Source organism: Poseidonibacter ostreae, assembly GCF_009208075.1.
GTDB classification, from domain to species: domain Bacteria; phylum Campylobacterota; class Campylobacteria; order Campylobacterales; family Arcobacteraceae; genus Poseidonibacter; species Poseidonibacter ostreae.
The window spans coordinates 47841-71955 of sequence record NZ_WFKJ01000008.1; the positions used below are offsets into that span (position 1 = coordinate 47841).

Genomic DNA, 24115 nt, shown 5'->3' on the forward strand with positions numbered 1-24115 from the left:
CACACGTTTATATAAGTTGGATTTAATCCCATTAATGCACGAATAACGTACTTCTAATCTTGTAAAATTTAGTTAGATTATCAAAAGTAAATCTTTGAGGTTATATTATCAAAGTTGAATGGGTATATATATGTGTATAATTTTGCGGATTATAGCTAGTTTAATATAAATTTAAGCTTTAAGAAGAAGGGCTTTTGCCCTTAATTCTTAAATATCATCAAGTGATTTGTAGTTTTCTAAGTATTTTGTATCATAATTATTTGAAATAAAGTCTTCATTTTCCATCATTTTTTTATGGAAAGGAATAGTTGTTCTAATTCCCTCAACTTCAAACTCGTTTAAAGCTCTTTTCATAATATTAATAGCTTTATTTCTATCTCTACCCCAAACAATTAGTTTTCCAACCATTGAATCATAATAAGGAGGAACAACATAACCTGCATACAAATGAGAGTCAACTCTTACATTTCTTCCACCAGGAACCATCCATTGTGTTACTTTTCCAGGACTTGGTAAAAATGAATTAGGATCTTCTGCTGTAATTCTTACTTCAATAGCATGACCTCTAAATTTAATTTTTTCTTGTGGTGGTAACTCTTCACCTTGAGCAACTTTAATCATTAATTCAACAATATCAATTCCACTTACCATTTCAGAAACTGGATGCTCAACTTGAAGTCTTGTATTCATTTCCATAAAGTAAATATTTTGTTTATCATCTGCTAAGAATTCAAAAGTACCTGCACCCTCATATTTAAGGAATTTTGTAGCTTTTACTGCAACATCATGTAAATGTGCTCTAGTTTCATCATTTAATAAAATTGCAGGTGATTCTTCAATAACTTTTTGATGTCTTCTTTGTAAAGAACAATCTCGCTCCCCTATGTGAATAGCATTACCATGAGAATCTCCAATAACTTGAACTTCAATATGTCTTGGGTTATTGATAAATCTTTCTAAATACATAGTACCATCACCAAAAGCAGCTAATGCTTCAGAAGAGGCAGCCATAAATAATTGATCAAAATCTTCAGCAGTGTTAACAAGTCTCATTCCTCGACCACCACCACCAGCAGATGCTTTAGCCATAATTGGATAACCAATTTCTTCTGCAACTTTTCTACCTTCTTCTAGTGAATGAACTGCTCCATTAGAACCAGGAACAACAGGAACACCAGCTTTAATCATTTCATCTTTTGCTTTAGATTTATCAGCCATTTTTTCCATTACTTCAACAGATGGACCAATAAACTTAATATTATGAAGTCTACAAATTTCTACAAAGTCTTGATTTTCAGATAAAAATCCATAACCTGGAAAAATTGCATCACAACCTGTCATTTCAGCAGCTGTTATTAAAGCAGGAATATTTAAATATGAATCAATAGATTTAACTCCACCAATACATACAGCTTCATCTGCATGTTTTAAATATGATGCGTTTTTATCACCAGCAGAATAAACTGCTACTGATTTTTTGCCCATTTCTCTAATAGTTCGAATAGCTCTTTGAACTATCTCTCCTCTATTAGCAATTAGAATTTTTTTAATTTCAGCCATATTCAGCTTCTCTTATATTTTTTCTATAGTAAAAATAGGCATATCAAACTCAACTGGATCACCATCTTTTACTAATATTTCAACAATTTTACAATCAAATTCAGCTTCAACTTCATTCATAATTTTCATTGCTTCTAAAATACATAAAGTTTGACCTTTCTTAACTGTATCCCCAACTTTAATAAATGCAGGTGCTTCAGGTGATGGAGAAGAGTAGTATGTTCCTACCATTGGAGAATCAATTGTATCAGCAGCAATTGCAGCAGCAGGAGCAACAGGTGCTACTGTATCAACAGCCGCAACAGGTGCAGCAGCAACAGCAGGTGCAGCAACAGGTGCTGCAGTAGTAGTTACAACAGTACCACCTTCAAATCCAGTTTGCATAGATATTTCAAATTCACCATCTTTAACTTTTAGTTTGTTTAATTCACTCTTGTCAAATACTCTTATTAATTCTTTGATTTCTTTAAAATCCATAGTCAGCCTTTTCTTATCGTTTGTTAAAATTTTTAACATATTATCACAAGTTTAATTATAATTTTATTTTTAGTAAAATAAATCAGCTCAATTTAAGTTAATATGAATAATTTTTATCCACTAAGAGTATTAAATACCAAAATAAATCATCTTTAGCTATAATCTTATAAAATTTACTAAGGGCAAAAAATGTTAAAAGACAGAACATTTATAAATATTGCAAAAGAGATAGCAAGTGCTTCAAAATGTGTATCAAAACAAGTTGGTGCTGTAATTGTAAAAGATGGAAGAATACTTTCAACAGGATACAATGGAACTCCAGCAGGATTTACAAATTGTAGTGATCACTGGAATGAAGAGTATACAAAAGATCATCATGATTGGTCAAAAACTTATGAAATACATGCTGAAATGAATGCAATTATTTGGGCAGCTAGAAAGGGAATAAGCATAGAGGATGCAACTATTTATGTAACATTAGAACCTTGTAGTGAGTGTTCAAAAAACTTAATAGCAAGTGGAATAAAAAGAATTGTATATGATAAAGCTTATGAACATACAAACTCAGAAATAATTACAAAATTCTTAAAAGACAATAATGTAATAATTGAACAAATTGATAACTGTTAAACTATGGCAAATATTGGATATAAAAACAACACTCAATTTTATAAAAGAGTTATAAAAAGATATGGAATAAGTGCAAGAGGTGTTCATTGGAATTGTGAAGAAACTCAATATCTTCGATTTAAAATATTAACAGAGTTTATAGAAGATGAAATAAAAGATTGTCAGATTGTAGATGCAGGATGTGGTTTTGGAGAGTATTATAACTATTTATTTGACAAAGATTTAAAACCTAAAAACTATCTTGGTATTGATTGTGAAGAAGAGATGATAAACGAAGCTGTAAAAAGATTCTTAGATACAAAATTCGTTTTGAAAAATATACTTGAAGACAAGCTTCCTAGTGCAGATTATTATATATGTAGTGGAGCTATGAATACGTTAAATGAAGATGAAGTTTTAACTTTTATAAAGCGCTCATATAAAGCTTCTAAAAAGGGTTTCGTTTTTAATTTCTTAAAAGAAGATTCTTTAACGAATGTCTCTATAAATACAGTACTTAAATTTTGTAAAAGTATCTGCTCACAAATAAAAATAAAAGATGATTACCTCGAAAATGACATATCAATTTTTTTAAAAAAATAAAATATCATACCTATTTCATATATTAAGAATAAAATTATTTAACTAGTTTAAAGGAGTTTATATGAAAATAGGTCTATTTATCCCCTGTTTTATGAATGAGCTATACCCTGATATTTGTAAATCAACTTATAAAATATTAAAGCAACAAGGTTTGGATATTGATTATCCTTTAAATCAAACATGTTGTGGTCAACCAATGGCAAATTCAGGATGTTCTAAAGATGTTGAAGTCTTAGCAAAACAATTTGTTAAAACTTTTAAAGAGTATGATTATATAGTTGCACCTAGTGGTTCTTGTGTATCAATGGTAAAAGAACACTATGCAACTTTTTTCAATAATGATAAAGATTATAATAAAGTAAAAGCTTCTATTTATGAAGTATGTGAATTTCTACATGATGTAGTAAAAGTTGAAAATTTAAACTTTGATAAGCCCTTTGCTCATAAAGTAGGTTTACATAATTCATGTCATGGTCATAGAGTTTTAAAACTAGCAACTGCTAGTGAACTTAATATTCCATATAACTCTAAATTAAAAAACTTACTAAATAAAGTACCACAAATTGAACTTGTAACTTTAAAAAGAGAAGATGAGTGTTGTGGTTTTGGTGGAACATTCTCAGTTGCTGAAGAAGATCTTTCAATTGCAATGGGAAAAGATAGAATAAAAGATCATTTAGATTCAGAGGCAGCTGTAATGACAGGTGCAGATATGTCATGCCTTATGCATATGGATGGAATTATAAATAGAAATAATCATCCAATAAAAGTAAAACATATTGTTCAAATCCTATTAGGAGAAGAAGTATGAGTACAAAACATCCACAAAATGCAAAAGAGTTTGTAGCAGATGATGAGAGAATGCATTGGCATGACCAAGCTTTATGGTTTGTTAGAGAAAAAAGAGATATAGCAAGTAAAACAATTCCTGAATGGGAACAATTAAGAGAGTTTGCAAATAGAATTAAATCTCATACTATGGCAAATTTAGATACATATCTTTTAGAATTTGAAAAAAATGCAAATGCCAAAGGTATCACTGTTCATTATGCAGCAGATGCTAAAGAGCATAATGAAATAGCTTATAAACTTTTAAAAGAAAAAAATGTAAAAAAACTAGTTAAATCAAAATCTATGTTAACAGAAGAGTGTCATTTAAATCCTTTTTTAGAAGATAGAGGTATTGAAGTAATTGATACAGATTTAGGTGAAAGAATTGTTCAATTAAGAAATGAACCCCCATCTCATATTGTACTTCCTGCAATTCATCTTAAAAAAATGGATGTTTCGGATACTTTTGTAAAACACTTAGGAACAGAACCTGGAAATGATGATCCAACTTATCTTACACGTGCTGCACGTGCTAGTTTAAGAGAAGATTTTTTAACAGCAGAAGCTGGAATGACGGGAGTAAACTTTGCAATTGCCGAAACTGGAGGAGTTGTTGTTTGTACAAATGAAGGAAATGCAGATATGGGAGCTTCTGTTCCTAAACTTCATATAGCTTCAATGGGAATTGAGAAAGTAATTCCAAGATTAAAAGACTTATCTGTATTTACAAGACTATTAGCAAGATCAGCTACAGGTCAACCAATTACATCTTATACTTCACATTTTCATGCACCAATTGAAGGTGGAGAAATGCATATTATTATTGTTGATAATAAAAGAAGTGAATTTTTATCATCTCCTAAATACAAAAAGGCATTAAATTGTATTAGATGTGGAGCTTGTATGAATACATGTCCTGTTTATAGAAGATCAGGAGGTCATTCGTATGAATATGTAATTCCAGGACCAATTGGTTCTATTTTAGGATCCGTTAAAGAGCCTGAAAAACACAATACTTTACCATTTGCTTGTACTTTATGTGGTTCTTGTACAAATGTATGTCCTGTAAAAATCGATTTAGATTCACAATTATATGCAAGAAGACAAGATTTAAGTGAATTAAATTTAATTGATTCAAAAAAGAAAATGGCTATGAAAGTAACTGCATGGTTAATGACTAAACCAAAACTATTTGATTTTGCAGGAAAAATGGCTAGAAAAATTGTTCCTAAACTTCCTGATTCTATTGTTTATAACAAAGCAAATGCATGGGGAAAACAAAGAGATATGCCAAAAATGGCAGAGAAAAGTTTTAAAGAAATGTTTGAACAAGGAGACTTAGATGACTAGTAAAGAAAAAATATTAGAAAACATCAAGAAAAATAATGCAGTTGTAGATGTAGAACTTCCTTCTTATGAAAACTTTGGGATTACTTACGAAGATAAATTCGAGAAATTCGCAACAATGATTGAAAGTGTTGGAGGGAAAGCTCTAAGAATTGATAAAAAAGATTTAGATAAAACTATTAATGAATTATATAAAGATGAAAAAATAATTGCTTCTAATGTAGATGGTTTTACTTTAGGTAATTTAGATTCAAATGAAGAAGAAGATCCATATAATTTAAAAGATATTGATTTAGCAGTTGTAAAAGGTAATTTTGCAGTTGCAGAAAATGGCGCTATCTGGATGAAAAATGAAGAGAATAGACATAGGTCTTTATATTTTATTGCACAAAATATTGTAATTGTAATTGATGAAAAAGAAATTATTTCAAATATGCATGAAGCATATGAAAAAATAAATTTTGAAAATAGTGGCTATGGAGTGTTTATATCAGGACCTTCAAAAACAGCTGATATTGAGCAATCACTTGTAATTGGTGCTCATGGTCCAAAATCTGGTTATGTAATTTTTACAAAATCTTGATATAATAGCTAAATAGAGGACTTAAATGAAAAAAATAATACTATTTAGCTTACTTTTTATCACCTTTCTTTTTGCAAATAAACCTAAAGAGGTCTTATTACTTCATTCATATCATAAAGGATATATTTGGAGTGATGACATCTCTAAAACTATTGAGAAAGAATTAAAAAATTTTGAAGATATTGAACTAACAACTGTTTATATGGATACTAAAAGAGTTGCAGACCCAATATATCTAGATCAGTTAGCGAAACTTTATAAACAACAATTCCAAAAAAGAAATTTTGACTTAATAATTGCAAGTGATAATAATGCTTTTGATTTTGCTATAAACTACCATACTTATCTTTTTGAAGACCTACCTGTACTTTTTTGTGGTATAAATAATTTTGATAAAGCTTTTTTAGAACAAAATTATATGAAAAAATATATGACAGGAGTTGTAGAACAAGTTGATTTAGAAAAAAACTTCGAACTAATAAAAGATTTACATCCAAACTTAAAAAAACTACTTATTATAAATGACACCTCTAAAACAGGTTATGCTGTAAAAAGGGATTTAAGACCAATAATTAAAAAATATGAAAAAGATTTTGAAATAGAGTATATTGATAACTTAGAGATTGATAGAATTACTAAAAAAGTCTCAAATTTAGATGAAAATAGTGCTGTTTTATTTGTACTTCTTTTTAAAGATACTACTGGAAAATATTTCACATATAAACAGAGTTTCAAACAAATAAGAAAATCAAGTACTTCTCCAATTTACGGGCTTTGGGATTTTTATCTTAATTATGGAATTGTAGGTGGACTTTTAACTTCTGCAATTGGTCAAGGGGAAGCTGTTTCAAAGATGGCTATTGAAGTGCTAAATGGCAAAAAAATATCTGAAATTCCTATCTTAGAAAAATCTCCTAATGAGTATATTTTTGATTACAATGAACTACAAAGATTTAATCTAGATGTTTCTAAATATCTTAATGATTATACTATTATAAATGAACCTAGTTCTCAGTACAAAGAAGTTACAAAATTCCTTATACTTGCAATACTTATAATTTTAATTTTAAGTATTATAGTAGTAACTTTAAGAGCAAATATTCAAAGAAGATTAAAAGTTGAATTAGCTTTATCTAATAGGTTAGAATTTGATAAAGTTTTACTAGATACTATACCAAATCCCATATATTACAAAAATATTGAAGGAAAGTTTTTAGGATGTAATTTAGGTTTTGCAAACTTAGTAAATGAAAATAGAGATCAAATTATTGGGAAAACTGCCTTTGATTTTTTTACAAATGAAGTTGCATCAAAAAATACAACAATTGATAAAGAACTATTAAAAACTTTTTCAACATCAACATCAGAATTTACTTTTTATACTCCATCAAATCAAATGAAACATATTATTTTAAACAAAGCCGTTTATAAAAATATTGACGGAACTGTTGGGGGTATTGTTTGTATTATGGATGATATTAGTGAGCGTGTTCAACAAAAACAATTTCTAATTCAACAAAGTAAATTAGCAGAAATGGGTGATATGATTGCAGCAATTGCTCATCAATGGAATGAGCCTTTAGTTGAATTATCAGCTCTTGTACAAGATATTCAAACATCATATATACTAAATGAATTAAAAGATATTGAGGTTAATGACTTTGTAAAAGACTCTATGGTTCAGATAAAATATATGTCTAGAACACTAAATGATTTTAGAAACTTTTTAAAACCATCAACTAAGAAAAAACTATTCTCAATTTCAAAATCATTAAGTGAAATTAATGAAATTATTGGAAAACAGGTATTTTATTCTAATATAAAAATGAATTTTAACTATAAAAATGAAAATGAAGAACTGTTAATTTATGGTTATGAAAACGAATTTAAACAGGTTTTATTAAACCTAATTAATAATGCAAAAAATAAAATTATTGAAAAGCAATTAGTAGATAATAAAAAAGGAACAATTGATATTAATATTCAAAGATGTGTAAACTTTAACACAATTGAAATTATAGACGATGCAGGAAAAATAGATGAAAAGATTATCCACTCTATTTTTCAGCCATACTTTACAACTAAAAATGATGGAACAGGATTAGGTCTTTATATGGCAAAAGTAATTATTGAAGATAAAATGAGAGGAACAATAACTGTTCGAAATGAAGAAGAAAAGGTAATCTTTTCAATAAAACTACCTCATAAAAAGGTTTAACATGAATATTCTACTTTTAGAAGATAATAAAAAACTAAATGAAACTATTACAAAAAGATTAAAAATAAAAGGTTATAAAGTTGAATCATGTATAGATGGATCAGATGCAATTGAAAAAATTGGTGATGGTTTTTCTTGTTTTGTTTTGGATATAAATGTTCCAAATATTGATGGAATTAAAGTATTGAAAAAAATTAGAGAATATTATAGGGAGATACCTGTAATTATTATTTCTGCAAGTGTTGAACTTGATGATATTAAACAATCCTATGATTTTGGCTGTAATGACTACTTAAAAAAACCATTTTTTATAGATGAGTTAGAAATAAAAATAGAAAAATTGTGCAAAATACAAGATGATTTAATTCATTTTGATAAAGATTGCCACTTTGATTATAAATCATCTTTACTTGTAATAAATAAAAAAGAGCAAAGACTTACTAAAAAAGAAAGACTACTTATGAATCTCTTTTTAACTAAAAGAAATCAAGTTTTATCATATGAAGCAATTGAAAATTACGTTTGGGAAGGAAAGTTTGCTTCTTTAGAATCAATAAGAAGTTTAATACGACGCCTAAGAAAGGTACTTGTACACGATTATATTCAAACTGTAGTAGATACTGGGTATATATTCAAAACAAAGTAAATTTTATATAATATGATATAAAATATCATATTATTATCATTTCGTATCGTTAGAATTGATAATAACAAATCTAAGGAGAAAATGATGATGTTAAAAACAACGACTAAATTACTTGTTGCTTCAGCTTTAATTGCAGGATTAAGTACAGCTTCAATGGCAAAAGACAAAGTTTATAAATGGAAACTAGCTACAACTTGGGGATCAACTCTAAGTCCATTCTTTGATGCACCAACAAATATGGCTAAAATGGTTGAAGAAATGTCTAATGGACAACTAAAAATTAGAGTTGACGCTTCAAATAAACATAAAGCACCATTTGGAGTTTTAGATATGGTTAAGGGTGGTCAGTATGACATGGGTCATAGTGCATCTTATTACTGGAAAGGTAAAGATATTAATACTCTACCATTTAGTACAATGCCATTTGGTATGACTACTCCTGAGCAATATTCTTGGTTCTATCACGGTGGTGGAATGCAACTTATGGAAAAAGTTTATAAAAAGCATAAAGTTCTATCATTTCCTGGTGGAAGTAGTGGAAGTCAAATGGGTGGATGGTTTAGAGAAGAAATCAAAACTCTTGATGATTTAAAAGGTCTTAAAATGAGAATTCCAGGATTTGCTGGTGAAATTATGGCAAAACTAGGTCTTACAGTTACTAATATTCCATCAGGAGAGTTATATACTTCACTTGAAAGAGGAACTGTTGATGCACTAGAATGGGTTGGACCTGGTATGGATATTAAAATGGGATTTCATAAAATTGCATCAAACTATTATACAGGATGGCATGAACCTGGATTAGATTTACAATTTTTAGTAAATGAAAGAAAATTCAAAAAATTACCAAAAAACTTACAACAAATTTTAATAACAGCTATGAGAGTAAGTGCTTATGATATGTATATTCAAAATTATCACATGAGTTCTGAAGCATGGGCTAAAATGGAAAAAGAATATCCAAATATTCAAGTTAAAACTTTCCCTAAACCTGTAATGGATGCTATGAAAGAAGCAAATACAGAACTTAGAAAAGAGATTGTAAAAGGTAAACCTTTATTAAAAGAGATTTTAGACTCTCAAGAAGCTTACCAAAAGAAAGTTAGAAAATGGACTGAAATGTCTGATTACTTATACTTAAAAGACAACTTAAAATAGTTATAATACAACGACGAAATTTCAACCCTTTTATTACAAGGGTTGAAATACTTATCTTAGACAAAAGAATAAGTGTTATAAATATATATTATATATTTATATTTATTCGACTTATTAATAATTTCAAAAGGATTTTGTAATGTTAAAACTAGAAAAAGGTTTTGATAAATTTGCCAATTTTATAGGATATATTACTGCTATTGTAATGGTACTTATGATACTAAATGTATTTTATGACGTTGTTATGAGATATTTCTTTAGATCAGGAAGTATTGCTATGCAAGAGATGGAATGGCATTTATTTTCTGTAATTATTCTTTTAGGTATTTCATATACGCTTAAAGAAGATGGTCATGTTAGAGTGGATTTAATCTATGATACATTAAAAGATAAGAAAAAAGCAATGATCAACATGATTGGTGTTGTACTTTTTATTTTACCAATTTCACTATTAATTGGCTTTGGTTCAATTGATTATGTAATTGAAGCATATCAATCAGGTGAACAAAGTGGAGATCCAGGAGGGCTTACAAATAGATGGTTAGTTAAATCACTAATTCCTATTTCATTTTTCTTACTTATTATTACATCAATTGGTTTTTTCATAAAAAACTTAAATGTATATAGAGGCTTACATCCAGTAGCACCTCATATGGTAAAAGGCGAGATTGATACTATTGTAAATGACGTACACAAATCTGAAGATAATTTACATAAAGGAGATAAATAATGGTAGGAATTATAATGTTTTTTGCTGCACTAATAATGCTACTATTTGGTTTCCCTGTAGCATTTACTTTTGCAGCTGTTTCTGTTTTATTTGGAATAATAGCTGGAATTATAGAAATTGGTTTTGAAGATGGAATTGATGTTGCTTTAATAGATGGTTTTGAAGAGGGTCTATTAATGTTCGACTTTATGCCATTTAGAATTATGTCTATTATGCAAAATACTATTTTAATGGCAGTTCCTATGTTTATTTTTATGGGTATTGTTTTACAAAAAACTGGACTTGCTGAGAGACTTTTAGAATCTATGGGATTCTTATTTGGTGAAATTAGAGGTGGAGTTGCAATTTCAACTGTTTTAGTTGGTGCTTTACTAGCAGCTTCAACTGGTGTTGTTGGTGCTTCTGTAGTTGCTATGGGTGTTATTTCACTTCCTGTTATGATGAAATATAAATATAATACTCCATTAGCTTGTGGTACTATTTGTGCCTCAGGAACATTAGGACAAATAATTCCTCCTTCAATTGTTTTAATTATCTTAGGTGATGTATTCCAAGTTCCAGTAGGTGATTTATTTAAAGCAGCAATTGGACCAGGATTAGCACTTGTTGGTGCATATATTTTATATATTGTAATTGTTTCATTTTTCAATAAAGACATGGCACCAGCAATTCCATCAGATCCATCACGTGGTTCAAAAGGCAAACAAGTCGTTCGAGCTTTAATTGATATTATTCCGTCACTTACTCTAATTTTATTAGTTTTAGGGTCGATTTTTGCAGGTGTTGCAACACCAACTGAATCATCTGCTGTTGGATGTTTAGGAGCAATTGGATTAGCATTTGTTTATAAATCATTTTCAATTCAAATGGTAAAAGAAGCATCATTAGAATCTGTTAAAATTACATCTATGGTATTTGGTATCTTAATTGGGGCAACTGCTTTTTCTATGGTATTTACATATACAGGTGGAGATGAAATTGTTGAGCACTTTATGATGAGTTTACCTGGTGATGAGAAATGGGGATTCATTATCTTTACAATGTTAGCAATTTTAGTATTAGGATTCTTTATTGACTTCGTTGAGATTTCATATATTATTGTTCCTATTTTAGTTCCAATTGCAATGAATTTAGATATCAATCCAGTATGGTTTGCTATTTTAATTGCAATGAACTTACAAACGTCGTTCTTAACTCCACCATTTGGATTCTCCTTGTTCTATTTAAAAGGGGTTGTTCCAGCAACGGTTAGAACAATACAAATTTATAAAGGTGTATTACCATTTATTGCTATTCAAATAGTAGTATTAATGTTAATTGCATTCTATCCAGAGTTCTTCGGTATTAATCCAAGTACTGCTGGGTAATATTTAAAAAGTAAAAGGTTTTCCTTTTACTTAAATATTGAAGGGAATTATCCTATGAATTTTTCAATAAGAAAACTACCTACAAATATCATATATAAAAGTAAAGATAGAATGTTTGCTTTTATATACGATCCTCAACAAAGAATATATACAGTACCTCGCTTAGAGTAATAACTATCCTTTTAAAAAGAAAATAAATACATAATAAATAATGAAAACAAAAGGATTCAAAATGTTAGATGGTAAATACCTAGATTTTTATAATCAAATTTCAAAAAAAGTTCCACTTACAAATATTTTTACAGATAAGTTACATACATTAGCGTATGGTACAGATGCATCGTTTTATAGATTAATTCCAAAGATTGTAATTAAAACTGATAATGCAAAAGAGGTTCAAGAGATTATAGAATTATCAAATGAATTAGAATTAAGTATTACATTTAGAGCAGCTGGAACATCACTTTCAGGACAAGCTATAAGTGATTCTATTTTAATAGTAACTTCTAGAAAATTCACAGATTTTAAAATTTCAGATGATAAAAGTTATATCTCACTACAACCAGCCCTAACTGGACAACAAGTAAATAACTTACTTTCACCATACTCTAAAAAAATAGGTCCTGATCCAGCTAGTATAAATGCAGCTATGATTGGTGGAATTGCTGCAAATAATGCATCTGGAATGTGTTGTGGTATTTCACAAAACTCTTATAAAACTTTAAAATCAATGAAATTGATTTTTGCAGATGGAACAAAATTAGATACAGCATGTATGGAAAGTAAAAAAGCATTTATTCAAACACATGGTAAATTCTTAGATGAATTAAAAGAGTTTTCACAAAGTACAATAAAAAATGAAGATTTACGAGCAAAAATTGAAAGAAAATTTAAAATCAAAAATACATGTGGTTATGCTTTAAATGCTTTAATTGATTTTCAAGATGAATTTGAAATCTTACAACATTTAATTATAGGTTCAGAGGGAACTTTAGCATTTATTGAAGAAATTACATACTATACAGTTGAAGATTTAAAAGATAAAGCAAGTGCATTAATATACTTTAAAAATATAGAAGAAGCATGTTCTGCTGTTACAAAACTAAAGCTTGCTCGTGATGATAAAACAATTACAGTAGATGCAGTTGAATTAATGGATAGAGCAGGTTTAAGAAGTATTGAAAACGATCCAGCAATGCCAGAATTTATCAAAGATTTTGATGATAATGTAACTGCACTGTTAATTGAAACAAGAGCAAAATCAAATGAAGAACTTGATATTCAAACTTCGCAAATTGAAAAATTATTAGAAGAGTTTACTCTTAAAAGAGAGCTTTACTTTACAAAAGATGTTGCAGAATATACTTTATATTGGAAAATTAGAAAAGGTTTATTTCCAGCTGTTGGAGCAGTAAGAGAAACAGGAACTACAGTTATTATTGAAGATGTTGCATATCCAATTGAATGTTTAGCAGAAGCAACTTTAGAGTTACAAGATTTATTTAAAAAACATAACTATAGCGAAGCTTTAATCTTTGGACATGCCTTAGAAGGAAACTTCCACTTTGTATTCACTCAAGATTTTTCAGATCCTAAAGAAGTGAAAAGATATGATGCCTTTATGAATGATGTAGTTCATTCTGTTGCTGTTAAATATCAAGGAAGCTTAAAAGCAGAGCATGGTACTGGACGAAATATGGCTGCTTTTATTGAAGTTGAATGGGGTAATGATGCTTATGTAATGATGAAAAAAATCAAATCATTATTTGATCCAAAAGGATTACTAAATCCTGGTGTTATTATAAATGATGATGCAGAAGCTCACTTGAAAAATCTAAAAGGAATGCCTGCAACTAATGAAATAGTTGATAAGTGTATTGAGTGTGGTTTTTGTGAACCATCATGTCCATCAAATGACCTTTCTTTAACTCCTAGACAAAGAATTGTAATTAACAGAGAAATATCTAGACTTGAAAGACTTGGGAAAGAAGATGAAGCAAAAGAGTATAGAGACCTTTACCAATATGATGGAATTGAAACTTGTGCCACATGTTCTTTATGTTCATCTGCATGTCCTGTAAATATTGATACAGGAAGCTTAACTAAACATTTACGAGCAGAACAACTAAGTCCTACCGCAAAGAAAACAGCAAACTTTATAGCAAATAATTTCTCAATGACTTTAAAAGGAATGAAATTTGGATTAGGTAGCGCAAATGCTGTTCATAAATTACTAGGAACTGCTAGTATGGAAACAGTAACTGCAACAATGAGAGACTTCTCAAAAGGAAAAATTGCAAAATGGGATGCAACTTTACCAAAACCAATTACAATCAATACAAACTTTGAACAAAAAGTTTCAAATAAAAAAGTAGTTTACTTCCCGTCTTGTATTAATAGAACAATGGGATTAAGTGATGTAAGTGTTGAAGAAAAACAACTTTTTGATGTAACTGTTGAACTGTTACAAAAAGCTGGTTACCAAATTATCTTCCCTGAGAATTTACCAAATCTTTGTTGTGGAATGCCATTTTCATCAAAAGGATTTAATGAAGCTGGAAATACTAAATCTACACAACTGGAAAAGGCCTTAATTAAAGCTACAAATAATGGTGAATATCCAGTATTATGTGATACAAGTCCTTGTACAAAAACAATGATTGAAAAGTTTAAAAGTGATTTAAAACTTTATGAACCAATTGAGTTTGCACTTGATTATCTATCAAAAGATTTAGAGTTTACACCAATAGATGAGCCTATTACAATTCATACAACATGTAGCTCAAGAAAAATGGGTCTTGAAGATAAGTTTAAAACTTTAGCACAAATGTGTTCAAATGAAGTTATTGTTCCAGCAGATGTAAAATGTTGTGGATTTGCAGGAGATAGAGGTTTTAATTTCCCTGAGTTAAATAAGTCAGCTCTTCGAGAATTACCAAAAAGTATAAAAAATGCAAAATATGCATTTTCAACTTCAAAAACTTGCGAAATTGGATTGTCTGAACATTCAGGTTTAGATTATAATTCAATCTTCTATTTAATAAACAAGTGTACTAAAGCAAAAAATATTTAATTCTTTTTTTGTCAAAACAGATATTTACCATTATTTAGGTAAAATATCTGTTTTAATAAATGAAGGAATTATAATGTATAAATTATTTTTAGCATTTCTACTATGTTCAAGTATATCATTTGCTGGTGTAATCAATGGTGTTGCACTTACTGTAAATGATGATCCAATTACTCTATATGATATTGACCAATTAATGGTTGCAAAAAAAATTGACAAAAACCAAGCAGTAAGCTTACTTGTTGATAAAATTTTATATGAGCAACTGCTTCAAAAGAATAATGTAACAGCTGATATTTTCGATGTCAATGATTATGTTGAGAAACTAGCAAAATCTAATAATATGGATGTTTTCGCTTTTAAATCAATTGTAAGACAAAAATATCCAGATTATTCAGTATTTGAAGAAGAAACAAAAAATGTAGTTACAAGACAAAAACTAATTAGAAAACTAGTTCAAGGTCAATTAAAAATAGCTACTGATGAAGATATGAGATTACATTATGAAAATAATAAAAACAACTATAGTACTTCAAAGACTGTAGAAGTTGTACAATATTTAGCAAATAAAAAATCATCTCTATTAGCTGTAGTAAAAAGTCCATTGTTAGTTCCACAAGATGTTCAAAGAAATCCTTTAACTCTTGAAGTTAAACAATTAGATCCACAAATGCAATATCTTCTAAATAATACAGATGAAAATAGCTTTACACCAGTTTTTACTTCAAATAAAATGTACAATGCACTTTTTATTCTTAAAAAAGAAGGAACTGATACATTAGATTTTGAAGTTGTAAAAAATAAAGTATTTAATGAAGTTATGGCATTAAGAGAAAAAAAATATTTAAAAGATTTTTTTGAAAAACAAAAATTAACAGCTGATATAAAAATAATAAGATAAGTAAGAAAGGAAATAGATGTTTGAAGTAATTATAGGTTTAGAAGTTCATGTTCAATTAAATACGAACTCTAAACTATTTTGTTCTTGTGCAACAAGTTTTGGAGAAGAGCCAAATACAAATGTATGTCCAACTTGTTTAGGATTGCCAGGAGCTTTACCTGTATTGAATAAAGAAGCTGTTCACAAATCTATTATGTTAGGAACTGCGCTTAAATCTGAAGTTAGTAGAAAATCTATTTTTAATAGAAAAAACTATTTTTATCCAGATTTACCAAATGGATATCAAATTTCACAATTTGAAGTTCCAATTGTTGGACTTGGTGAATTAGTAATTGATTTCCCAGATGGTAGACAAAAAACTATAGGTGTAACACGTGCTCACTTAGAGAATGATGCAGGTAAAAGTAAACATGCAGCAAATGAGTCTTTAGTAGATTTAAATAGAACAGGAACACCTCTTCTTGAAATCGTATCTGAACCAGATATGAGAACAGCAGAAGAAGCTATTTTATACCTTAAAAAACTTCACTCAATTGTAAGATACTTAGGAATATCTGATGCAAATATGCAAGAGGGTTCTTTTAGAGCAGATGTAAATGTATCTATTAGACCAAAGGGTGATACAAACCTAAATACAAGATGTGAAATTAAAAATATGAACTCATTTAAGTTTATTGAAAAAGCTATTCACTATGAAGTAAATAGACATATTGAAGCATGGGAAGATGGAATTCACTCAACTGAAATAGTTCAAGAAACAAGACTTTTTGATGCTGATACTGGAGAAACTAGGTCTATGAGAGGAAAAGAAGATGCTGCTGATTACAGATATTTTCCAGACCCAGACCTTTTACCTGTAGTTATTACTGATGAAATGATGGAAAAATACTCACAAATCCCTGAGCTTCCAGATGAGAAAAAAGAGAGATTTGTAAAAGAGTTCCAAATTAAAGAGTATGATGCTTCAGTTATAACAGCTTCACTTGAAACTGCAAACTTCTTTGATGAAATGATGAGTGAGGGAATTACTGGTAAAAATGCTGTTACATGGTTAACAGTTGAATTAGCCTCAAGATTAGTTGATGGTATTACATTAGAAAACTCTCCAGTTCAAGCTAAAAAATTAGCTCAAGTTGTAAAAGCTATTGAAGATGGAACAATCTCTGGAAAAGCTGCAAAAGAAGTACTTGATTACTTAATGCAAAATAATGAAGAAGTTGATTCTGTAATTGAAAAACTTGGATTAAAACAAGTATCAGATGATGGAGCTATTTTAGAAATTATTGATGGTATTATTGCAGCAAATGAAGAAAAAGTTGAACAATATAAATCTGGGAAAGATAAACTATTTGGATTCTTTGTAGGTCAAACTATGAAAGCATCAAAAGGTACTGCAAATCCAGCAAAAGTAAATGAACTTTTAAAACAAAGACTTTCATAACAAATAAATAAAACCTATTTAAAATAGGTTTTATCTATTAATATCTATAAAATCAAAGGATTGAAAATGACAAAAAAACCTACAATCGCCGTAATTGGAGCTGGTAAATGGGGACAAGCACTTCACTTTGCATTATCTCAAAAACAAGAAACTCTTATAACTTCAAGAACTCCTAGAGATATTAAAAACTTTACAGATTTACAAACAGCTCTTAACTGTGATTATTTAATAATAGCAATTCCAGCACAGCAATTAAAATCATGGTTAAAAGAAAACTTTGTATTCAAAAATCAAAAAGTATTAGTAGCATCAAAAGGTATAGAAGCTAGTACTGGTGAATTTTTAAATGAAATTTATGCTGATTATGTTCCATCTTCAAATATTGGATTTATTTCAGGACCATCATTTGCAGCAGAAGTAATTCAAGGTTTACCTTGTGCTTTAGTTTTAAATTCAACATCAAAAAAGCTTTATCAAGAATTTAAACCTTTCTTTCCATCATTTATTAAAACTTATTATAGTACAGATGTAATAGGTGCTGAAGTTGCAGGTGCTTATAAAAATGTACTAGCAATTGCAAGTGGTATTTGTGAGGGATTAAATCTTGGTAAGAATGCACAAGCTTCACTAATATCAAGAGGTTTAGTAGAGATGCAAAGGTTTGGTAAAAATTTTGGAGCAAAAAAATCATCTTTTATTGGATTAAGTGGAGCAGGGGATTTATTTTTAACAGCTAGTTCGCCTATGAGTAGAAACTATAGAGTAGGATTAGGTCTTGCAAAAGATAAAAAACTTGATGAAATTCTTGAAGAATTAGGTGAGGTTGCTGAAGGTGTTAAAACATCAGAAGCAATTTATAAACTATCAAAAGAGTATAATATTTACACACCAATAGCCAATGAAGTAAAACTAATACTAGAGGGTAAAAGTCCTCAAGATAGTTTAAAAGACTTACTTAATTCCTAACATAGGATATAATAATACCTTAGAGTAAAAATAGTTTCTAAGGTATTAAAAATCATGAAAACAATAGAACTTTATAATCTTCTATATTTACTATTTCCATTAATTATTGTTTGGTATTTTTATAAATCATGGGTTAAAAATAGCTATGAAATAATAAATGCAACTATTAGAATGATTATTCAATTACTATTAATTGGTTATGTTCTTGTTTATCTTTTTAATAATGAGAACACTTTACTAGGTATTTTTATCTTATTATTTATGATGATAGTCTCTACATATATTGCAAGAAGAAATATAAAAAACAAATCAAAATACGAATATTTATTAATGCTAACTTCTCTTTCTATATCTGGACTAATACATCTAATCATAATAATCGAATTTGTATTAAAGTTAGAAAATATTTACATACCAAAGTATGTAATACCAATTGCAGGAATGCTTTTTGCAAATATTATGAATAGCCTATCTTTAGGTATTGAATGCTTTGAAAGAGAATACACAAAGACTAAAAATTTTATTGAAGCAAGAAGTATATCTTTTAAAACAAGTATGATTCCACAAATCAACTCATTATTAGCAGTAGGGCTTGTATCACTACCTGGAATGATGACAGGACAAATATTATCTGGAGTTGATCCTTTAATTGCTGTTAGATATCAAATTATGATAATGGCAATTGTACTATCTTCTTCTGGAATTAGTATAATTATTTACTTTTTATTAAAAAATAAAATGTATAAATAAAATAATCTATTTATTAAACTTCTTTTTATGAATATCACCCCATATATATAATTGTTTTAATATTGGTTTTAAGCTCTCACCATATGTAGTTAATGAATATTCAACTTTAGGAGGAACAACGGGGTAAACCTCTCTATGAACAAGTCCATCTTCTTCTAACTCTCTTAATTTTTGAATAAGCATCTTTTGCGTTGTTCTTGGAAGTAGTTTTTGAAGTTCATTAAATCTTTTTTTTTCATCTTTTAAATACCATAAAATTAATATCTTCCATTTTCCAGCTAAACCATCAATAGCTGTTTCAACAGGACATTTATCAATTTTTATATTCTCTTTTTTTGTCATAACAGTACTCCATAGTATCTTTTTAGATAGTACCTTTCTAAAAAGTAAGTTCTTGCTCTTTTTTATTATTTTAGCTAAAGTTTTGATATAAGTAAATATATAAGGAATTAATATGAAAGCATTTGTAGTTGAAAAAATAGCCGATAGAGAATTTGCAGCTGATATTCAAGAAATATCAGTACCTAAATGTGAAGAGAATGAAGTACTAATAAAAGTATCTTACTCTTCATTAAATTATAAAGATGCATTAAGTTCAGTTGGAAACCCAGGAGTTAGTAGAAAATTCCCACATGTAACAGGAATTGATGTAGCAGGAACAGTTGCCGAATCTAATTGTAATGTATTTAAAGTAGGTGAGCGAGTACTTGTAACTGGTTATGATATGGGTATGAATACTCATGGAGGACATGCCGAATTTGTAAAAGTACCAAGTTCTTGGGTTGCAAGAATTCCTGATGCTATTACAGATAAAGAGATAATGACATTTGGAACAGCTGGATTAACTGCCGCTTTAAGTATAAATGAATTAACACAAAATGGAGTAAAGCCTGAAGATGGAGCAATTTTAGTAACAGGTGCTACTGGTGGTGTTGGTTCAATTGCAGTTTCAATATTAAATAAAATTGGATTTGATGTAGTTGCAATTTCAGGAAAAGAAGAAAAAATAGATTATTTAAAGAAAATAGGTGCAACAGAAGTAATTTTAAGAGATACGTTTAATGAAGAATCAAAAAAGCCTATGATGGGTGAAAAATATGCAGGTGTAGTTGATACTGTAGGTGGTGAAATACTTGCAAATGCACTAAAATATATAAAATATGATGGAGTTGCAACTTGTTGTGGTCTTACATCTTCTCATGAATTAAATACTAATGTATTCCCTTTTATTTTAAGAGGTGTTAGATTAATTGGTATTGATTCAGTTGAGTGCAAATTAGAAAAGAAACAAGCAGCTTGGGAAAAGATTGCTAGTAAATGGAAAGTTGATACTTTAGATAGTATTACAAATGAAATCTCACTTGATGAGATTAAAGATGCATACGAACTTTTACTTGCTGGAAAGGCAGTAGGACGATATGTTGTAAAAATATAAAGAGTTTTTCTCTTTATATTTCACTCTCTATAAAAACTCTCAATTCTCACTTAAAATAAATTCGCTATAATTATAATAATTAAAAAAAGTATAGGAATAAAAAATGCAGAAATTTTTAGAAGAAGCTAAAAAAACTAGCCGAACTATTGCAAACCTAGATACTCATAAGAAAAATAGAGTTTTAAGAGAAATGGCAGATGCTTTAATAGCAAACAGCGATTTTATTTTAGAACATAACAATAAAGATATGAGTGAGGGAACATTAAACAATTTAAGCAGTGCATTGCTTGATAGATTATTATTAACACAACAAAGAATCGAAGATATGGCTCTTGCAATTAAGCAAATAGCTGAGCAAAAAGAACCAGTTGGAAAAACTCTTGAGGGTTGGATTACTGAAGATGGTTTAAATATTCAGAAAATATCAGTACCAATTGGTGTAATTGGTATTATTTATGAATCAAGACCAAATGTTACAAGTGACACAGCAGCACTTTGTTTTAAAAGTGGAAATGTTTGTGTATTAAAAGGTGGAAAAGAAGCTGAACACTCAAATAAAGCAATTGCAAAAGTTTTAAAAGAGGTATTAGCAAAAAATAAACTACCACAACAAGCTATCTCATTACTTCCTGATTCGACAAGAGAAGGCGTTGCAAATTTAATTAAACAAGATAAATATGTTGATTTAATAGTACCTCGAGGTGGAGAAGCATTAATTAGATATGTTAGTGAAAACTCATCAGTTCCAGTAATTAAACATGATAAAGGTTTATGCCATATTTTTGTAGATAAAGACGCAGCTCATAATAGAATTATTGATATTGCAATAAATGCAAAGTGTCAAAGACCAGGTGTTTGTAACTCAATGGAAACACTTTTAATACATGAAGAAATTGCTGCTTATATACTTCCAGGATTATATGATGCATTTATGGAAGAAGAAACTGTGTTAAAAGGTTGTGAAGAAACAGCTAAATATATTGATGTTCAAATAGCAACAGAAGATGATTATAATACTGAGTACTTAGCTAATATTTTAAATATAAAAGTAGTTAAAAATGTAGATGAAGCGATTGAGCATATAGCAATATATGGTTCTGGACACTCTGAATCAATTTTAAGTGAAAATTATACTGTTGTAAATAAATTCCTAGACCATGTAGATGCTGCTTGTGTATATGCAAATGCAAGTACAAGATTTACAGACGGTGGAGCATTTGGATTAGGAGCAGAAGTTGGAATATCAACTAATAAGCTTCACTCACGTGGTCCAATGGGAATTAGTGATTTAACAACATTTAAATATAAAATTTATGGAAAAGGTCAAATAAGATAATGTCAAAAAAAATATATTGTATAGCTTCATTTGAAGCAAAAGAGAATAAAGAGCAAGAGTTATTAGAAGTACTTCAATCCTTAGAGCCAAAAACACTAAGAGAAGATGGTTGCTTACAATATATTGTTACAAAACATATATCACATCCAAATGCAATGGGGAAATCTTTTCCTATAGTATTTAATGAAATCTGGGAGTCAAAAGAGGCTTTTGAACTTCATTGTAATAAAAAATATATTACAGACTTTTTTCAAAAACACTGTGTTGATGAAGATGGTTTAGTAAAAGATTTTAATGTTACTGTTTATAGTGATGAAGTAAATTAAGATGGCTATTTCAAACTCCTATCCAAATTTTCCTAGTGATTGTAAATCTTTATTATCAAAGCATTTAACAAAAGAGATATATGAGGAACTAAAGAATAAAAAAACTTCTTCTGGTTTTACTTTAGAAGCTGCTATTGCTTCAGGTCTTGAAAACTATGATAGCGGGATAGGTGTTTATGCAGGAGATTTAGAATCATATGATACTTTTGCAGCTTTATTTGACCCAATTATTGAAGAGTATCATGGCTTTTGTAAAAGTGATTCTCATGTAAGTAACTTAAATGCAAAGGATTTAAATGCTCCTAATCCTGATGTTGAAAATAAATATATTGTTTCAACTAGAATTAGAGTAGGTAGAAATATTGCAAATCTTCCTTTAGGACCAGCAATTACTAAAGATCAAAGAGATGAGGTAGAAAAACAAGCATCCCAAGCTCTAAACAGCTTAGATGGCAATTTAAAAGGAACATACTATCCTTTAGATGGAATGAATGAAGAAGTGTCACAAAAGCTAATTGAAGACCACTTTTTATTTAAAGCAGGAGATAGATTTCTTGAAGCTGCTGGTCTAAATAGAAATTGGCCAAAGGGACGAGGAATTTATCATAATGATGAAAAAACTTTTCTAGTATGGGTTAATGAAGAAGACCAATTAAGAATAATATCTATGCAACAAGGTGGGGATATTAAAGAGGTATTCCAAAGATTAACAAGTGCCATTTCTAAAATAGAAGAAAAAATCAAATTTTCATACTCTAAGCATCTTGGATATATCACATCTTGTCCTACAAACCTAGGAACTGCTCTTCGTGCAAGTGTTCATATTAAAGTTCCAAATTTAGCACAAAATTATGCACACTTTGAAGAGATTACAAATAAACACCATTTACAAATAAGAGGAATAAATGGAGAACACTCAGAAAGTGTTGGTGGTGTTTATGATATTTCTAATAAAAGAAGACTTGGAGTTACTGAAATACAGTGCGTACAAGATATGTATGATGGTGTAGTTGAATTAATCAAGGTTGAAAAAGAATTAGCGCTGGGATAGTGCTAATTTTAAACCTAAACCTACTAATACAAATGAAGTTAAAATATTCATATATTTTACAATACTAGGCTTTTGCAGAAGTTTTGAGCTTAGCATATTTGCAGCAACTCCAATACTTGAAAAAACAATAACAGTCATAATCATAAAAATAATTCCTAAGATAATCATCTGCATTGGTACACTTCCAGCTTGTGTATTTACAAACTGAGGAAGAAAAGCTAAGAAAAAAATAGAAACTTTTGGATTTAAAATATTCATAATAAATCCTTTTACAAAAAGCTTTTTTAATTCACTACTTGAATTTTGAACTGTTAAATCTAAAGGTTCATTTCTATATTTAAAAGCTTGATATGCAATATAAAGTAAATAAGCAGCACCTATATATTTTACAATATTAAAAGCAAGTTCAGATGTCTGGAAAATTACAGAAATACCAAGAGCAGCCGCACTTGTGTGAATTATTAAACCAGAACAAAGTCCTAAAGTTGTTACAATTGCAGCTTTTTTACTCTTTGTCATTCCTTGAGTTAAAACATAAATATTATCAGGACCAGGAGCTAAACATAAAAGAAAAGATGCTCCTATAAAAAGTAATAGTTGTGTAGTTTCAATCATTTTTTAACCTTGTATATTATGCTTAATTTATAAAATAAGTATAGCACATTAATCAATAAAATGATTTTAGCAATATCTGGATTGTTTGAGTTTTT

23 protein-coding genes are annotated in these 24115 nt (G+C 29.0%); 19 read left to right on the top strand and 4 right to left on the bottom strand.

The window, feature by feature from the left end:
* Positions 1–207: 207 nt before the first annotated feature.
* Both GBG18_RS04215 and accB read right to left on the bottom strand, forming a co-directional pair.
* The gene (locus GBG18_RS04215) at positions 208–1560 is read right to left on the bottom strand and encodes an acetyl-CoA carboxylase biotin carboxylase subunit (protein ID WP_152188689.1); all 1353 of its coding nucleotides are present in this window, start codon (positions 1558–1560) and stop codon (positions 208–210) included.
* A gap of 12 nt (positions 1561–1572) precedes the next feature.
* Positions 1573–2037 (bottom strand): acetyl-CoA carboxylase biotin carboxyl carrier protein, encoded by a 465-nt coding sequence (gene accB / locus GBG18_RS04220; protein WP_152188691.1) that lies wholly within the window; start codon positions 2035–2037, stop codon positions 1573–1575.
* A 189-nt stretch (positions 2038–2226) separates the two neighbouring features.
* Here accB and GBG18_RS04225 point away from each other — a divergent pair, with 189 nt between their 5' ends.
* The 15 genes from GBG18_RS04225 to GBG18_RS04295 all read left to right on the top strand — a co-directional run bounded on the left by GBG18_RS04225 (position 2227) and on the right by GBG18_RS04295 (position 19257).
* Complete coding sequence (locus tag GBG18_RS04225) at positions 2227–2667, top strand: deoxycytidylate deaminase (RefSeq protein ID WP_152188693.1); 441 nt, start codon at positions 2227–2229, stop codon at positions 2665–2667.
* 3 nt (positions 2668–2670) lie between these two features.
* Positions 2671–3249 carry a class I SAM-dependent methyltransferase gene (locus tag GBG18_RS04230; protein WP_226896401.1) on the top strand — a complete coding sequence of 193 codons (579 nt, stop codon included), beginning with the start codon at positions 2671–2673 and terminating at the stop codon, positions 3247–3249.
* A 61-nt stretch (positions 3250–3310) separates the two neighbouring features.
* Positions 3311–4060, top strand: a complete 750-nt coding sequence (locus GBG18_RS04235) for a (Fe-S)-binding protein (RefSeq protein ID WP_152188695.1) — start codon at positions 3311–3313, stop codon at positions 4058–4060.
* Positions 4057–5430: a lactate utilization protein B gene (locus GBG18_RS04240; RefSeq protein WP_152188696.1), complete on the top strand. Its 1374-nt coding sequence runs from the start codon at positions 4057–4059 to the stop codon at positions 5428–5430. Before GBG18_RS04235 ends, GBG18_RS04240 begins: the two co-directional genes overlap by 4 nt.
* Positions 5423–6010: a LutC/YkgG family protein gene (locus GBG18_RS04245; RefSeq protein ID WP_152188698.1), complete on the top strand. Its 588-nt coding sequence runs from the start codon at positions 5423–5425 to the stop codon at positions 6008–6010. Before GBG18_RS04240 ends, GBG18_RS04245 begins: the two co-directional genes overlap by 8 nt.
* Positions 6011–6035: 25 nt before the next feature.
* Positions 6036–8228 (top strand): sensor histidine kinase, encoded by a 2193-nt coding sequence (locus tag GBG18_RS04250; RefSeq protein ID WP_152188700.1) that lies wholly within the window; start codon positions 6036–6038, stop codon positions 8226–8228.
* Position 8229: 1 nt separating this feature from the next.
* Entirely contained in the window at positions 8230–8874 is a 645-nt protein-coding gene (locus GBG18_RS04255) for a response regulator transcription factor (RefSeq protein ID WP_152188701.1), read from the top strand.
* Between the two features lie 87 nt (positions 8875–8961).
* Entirely contained in the window at positions 8962–10032 is a 1071-nt protein-coding gene (locus tag GBG18_RS04260; protein ID WP_152188747.1) for a TRAP transporter substrate-binding protein, read from the top strand.
* Positions 10033–10171: 139 nt separating this feature from the next.
* Positions 10172–10762 carry a TRAP transporter small permease subunit gene (locus GBG18_RS04265; RefSeq protein WP_152188703.1) on the top strand — a complete coding sequence of 197 codons (591 nt, stop codon included), beginning with the start codon at positions 10172–10174 and terminating at the stop codon, positions 10760–10762.
* Positions 10762–12129 carry a TRAP transporter large permease gene (locus tag GBG18_RS04270; RefSeq protein WP_152188704.1) on the top strand — a complete coding sequence of 456 codons (1368 nt, stop codon included), beginning with the start codon at positions 10762–10764 and terminating at the stop codon, positions 12127–12129. Before GBG18_RS04265 ends, GBG18_RS04270 begins: the two co-directional genes overlap by 1 nt.
* A 232-nt stretch (positions 12130–12361) precedes the next feature.
* On the top strand, positions 12362–15202 hold the full coding sequence (locus GBG18_RS04275; RefSeq protein ID WP_152188706.1) for an FAD-binding and (Fe-S)-binding domain-containing protein: 2841 nt from the start codon (positions 12362–12364) through the stop codon (positions 15200–15202).
* Between the two features lie 73 nt (positions 15203–15275).
* The gene (locus GBG18_RS04280; RefSeq protein ID WP_152188708.1) at positions 15276–16100 is read left to right on the top strand and encodes a SurA N-terminal domain-containing protein; all 825 of its coding nucleotides are present in this window, start codon (positions 15276–15278) and stop codon (positions 16098–16100) included.
* 16 nt (positions 16101–16116) lie between these two features.
* Positions 16117–17541 (top strand): Asp-tRNA(Asn)/Glu-tRNA(Gln) amidotransferase subunit GatB, encoded by a 1425-nt coding sequence (gene gatB, locus GBG18_RS04285; RefSeq protein ID WP_152188710.1) that lies wholly within the window; start codon positions 16117–16119, stop codon positions 17539–17541.
* A gap of 66 nt (positions 17542–17607) precedes the next feature.
* On the top strand, positions 17608–18507 hold the full coding sequence (locus tag GBG18_RS04290; protein WP_152188712.1) for an NAD(P)H-dependent glycerol-3-phosphate dehydrogenase: 900 nt from the start codon (positions 17608–17610) through the stop codon (positions 18505–18507).
* A gap of 54 nt (positions 18508–18561) precedes the next feature.
* Entirely contained in the window at positions 18562–19257 is a 696-nt protein-coding gene (locus tag GBG18_RS04295) for an ABC transporter permease (protein WP_152188714.1), read from the top strand.
* Between the two features lie 6 nt (positions 19258–19263).
* Here GBG18_RS04295 and GBG18_RS04300 read toward each other — a convergent pair whose 3' ends face one another.
* The gene (locus GBG18_RS04300) at positions 19264–19599 is read right to left on the bottom strand and encodes a winged helix-turn-helix transcriptional regulator (protein WP_152188716.1); all 336 of its coding nucleotides are present in this window, start codon (positions 19597–19599) and stop codon (positions 19264–19266) included.
* Positions 19600–19711: 112 nt separating this feature from the next.
* On the opposite strand from GBG18_RS04300, the gene GBG18_RS04305 reads away from it, so the two are divergent.
* From GBG18_RS04305 to GBG18_RS04320, 4 genes are all read left to right on the top strand, one after another.
* Positions 19712–20692 carry a YhdH/YhfP family quinone oxidoreductase gene (locus GBG18_RS04305; RefSeq protein WP_152188717.1) on the top strand — a complete coding sequence of 327 codons (981 nt, stop codon included), beginning with the start codon at positions 19712–19714 and terminating at the stop codon, positions 20690–20692.
* 103 nt (positions 20693–20795) lie between these two features.
* Complete coding sequence (locus GBG18_RS04310) at positions 20796–22028, top strand: glutamate-5-semialdehyde dehydrogenase (protein WP_152188718.1); 1233 nt, start codon at positions 20796–20798, stop codon at positions 22026–22028.
* Positions 22028–22354, top strand: coding sequence for a putative quinol monooxygenase (locus GBG18_RS04315; RefSeq protein ID WP_152188720.1), 327 nt, complete (start codon positions 22028–22030; stop codon positions 22352–22354). Before GBG18_RS04310 ends, GBG18_RS04315 begins: the two co-directional genes overlap by 1 nt.
* A gap of 1 nt (position 22355) precedes the next feature.
* Positions 22356–23405, top strand: a complete 1050-nt coding sequence (locus GBG18_RS04320) for a phosphagen kinase (protein WP_152188722.1) — start codon at positions 22356–22358, stop codon at positions 23403–23405.
* On the opposite strand, the gene GBG18_RS04325 is transcribed toward GBG18_RS04320, so the two are convergent.
* Positions 23391–24020 (bottom strand): LysE family translocator, encoded by a 630-nt coding sequence (locus GBG18_RS04325; RefSeq protein WP_152188724.1) that lies wholly within the window; start codon positions 24018–24020, stop codon positions 23391–23393. The two genes, GBG18_RS04320 and GBG18_RS04325, sit on opposite strands and share 15 nt — an antisense overlap.
* Positions 24021–24115 lie beyond the last annotated feature (95 nt).

Coding starts and splice junctions, on each gene's coding strand:
- GBG18_RS04235 (WP_152188695.1), top strand. CDS start 3,311: ATGAAAATAGGTCTATTTATCCCCTGTTTTATGAATGAGCTATACCCT.
- GBG18_RS04270 (WP_152188704.1), top strand. CDS start 10,762: ATGGTAGGAATTATAATGTTTTTTGCTGCACTAATAATGCTACTATTT.
- GBG18_RS04305 (WP_152188717.1), top strand. CDS start 19,712: ATGAAAGCATTTGTAGTTGAAAAAATAGCCGATAGAGAATTTGCAGCT.
- GBG18_RS04265 (WP_152188703.1), top strand. CDS start 10,172: ATGTTAAAACTAGAAAAAGGTTTTGATAAATTTGCCAATTTTATAGGA.
- GBG18_RS04320 (WP_152188722.1), top strand. CDS start 22,356: ATGGCTATTTCAAACTCCTATCCAAATTTTCCTAGTGATTGTAAATCT.
- GBG18_RS04225 (WP_152188693.1), top strand. CDS start 2,227: ATGTTAAAAGACAGAACATTTATAAATATTGCAAAAGAGATAGCAAGT.
- GBG18_RS04310 (WP_152188718.1), top strand. CDS start 20,796: ATGCAGAAATTTTTAGAAGAAGCTAAAAAAACTAGCCGAACTATTGCA.
- gatB (WP_152188710.1), top strand. CDS start 16,117: ATGTTTGAAGTAATTATAGGTTTAGAAGTTCATGTTCAATTAAATACG.
- GBG18_RS04275 (WP_152188706.1), top strand. CDS start 12,362: ATGTTAGATGGTAAATACCTAGATTTTTATAATCAAATTTCAAAAAAA.
- GBG18_RS04215 (WP_152188689.1), bottom strand. CDS start 1,560: ATGGCTGAAATTAAAAAAATTCTAATTGCTAATAGAGGAGAGATAGTT.
- GBG18_RS04280 (WP_152188708.1), top strand. CDS start 15,276: ATGTATAAATTATTTTTAGCATTTCTACTATGTTCAAGTATATCATTT.
- GBG18_RS04250 (WP_152188700.1), top strand. CDS start 6,036: ATGAAAAAAATAATACTATTTAGCTTACTTTTTATCACCTTTCTTTTT.
- GBG18_RS04260 (WP_152188747.1), top strand. CDS start 8,962: ATGTTAAAAACAACGACTAAATTACTTGTTGCTTCAGCTTTAATTGCA.
- GBG18_RS04245 (WP_152188698.1), top strand. CDS start 5,423: ATGACTAGTAAAGAAAAAATATTAGAAAACATCAAGAAAAATAATGCA.
- GBG18_RS04230 (WP_226896401.1), top strand. CDS start 2,671: ATGGCAAATATTGGATATAAAAACAACACTCAATTTTATAAAAGAGTT.
- GBG18_RS04315 (WP_152188720.1), top strand. CDS start 22,028: ATGTCAAAAAAAATATATTGTATAGCTTCATTTGAAGCAAAAGAGAAT.
- GBG18_RS04240 (WP_152188696.1), top strand. CDS start 4,057: ATGAGTACAAAACATCCACAAAATGCAAAAGAGTTTGTAGCAGATGAT.
- GBG18_RS04255 (WP_152188701.1), top strand. CDS start 8,230: ATGAATATTCTACTTTTAGAAGATAATAAAAAACTAAATGAAACTATT.
- accB (WP_152188691.1), bottom strand. CDS start 2,037: ATGGATTTTAAAGAAATCAAAGAATTAATAAGAGTATTTGACAAGAGT.
- GBG18_RS04300 (WP_152188716.1), bottom strand. CDS start 19,599: ATGACAAAAAAAGAGAATATAAAAATTGATAAATGTCCTGTTGAAACA.
- GBG18_RS04290 (WP_152188712.1), top strand. CDS start 17,608: ATGACAAAAAAACCTACAATCGCCGTAATTGGAGCTGGTAAATGGGGA.
- GBG18_RS04295 (WP_152188714.1), top strand. CDS start 18,562: ATGAAAACAATAGAACTTTATAATCTTCTATATTTACTATTTCCATTA.
- GBG18_RS04325 (WP_152188724.1), bottom strand. CDS start 24,020: ATGATTGAAACTACACAACTATTACTTTTTATAGGAGCATCTTTTCTT.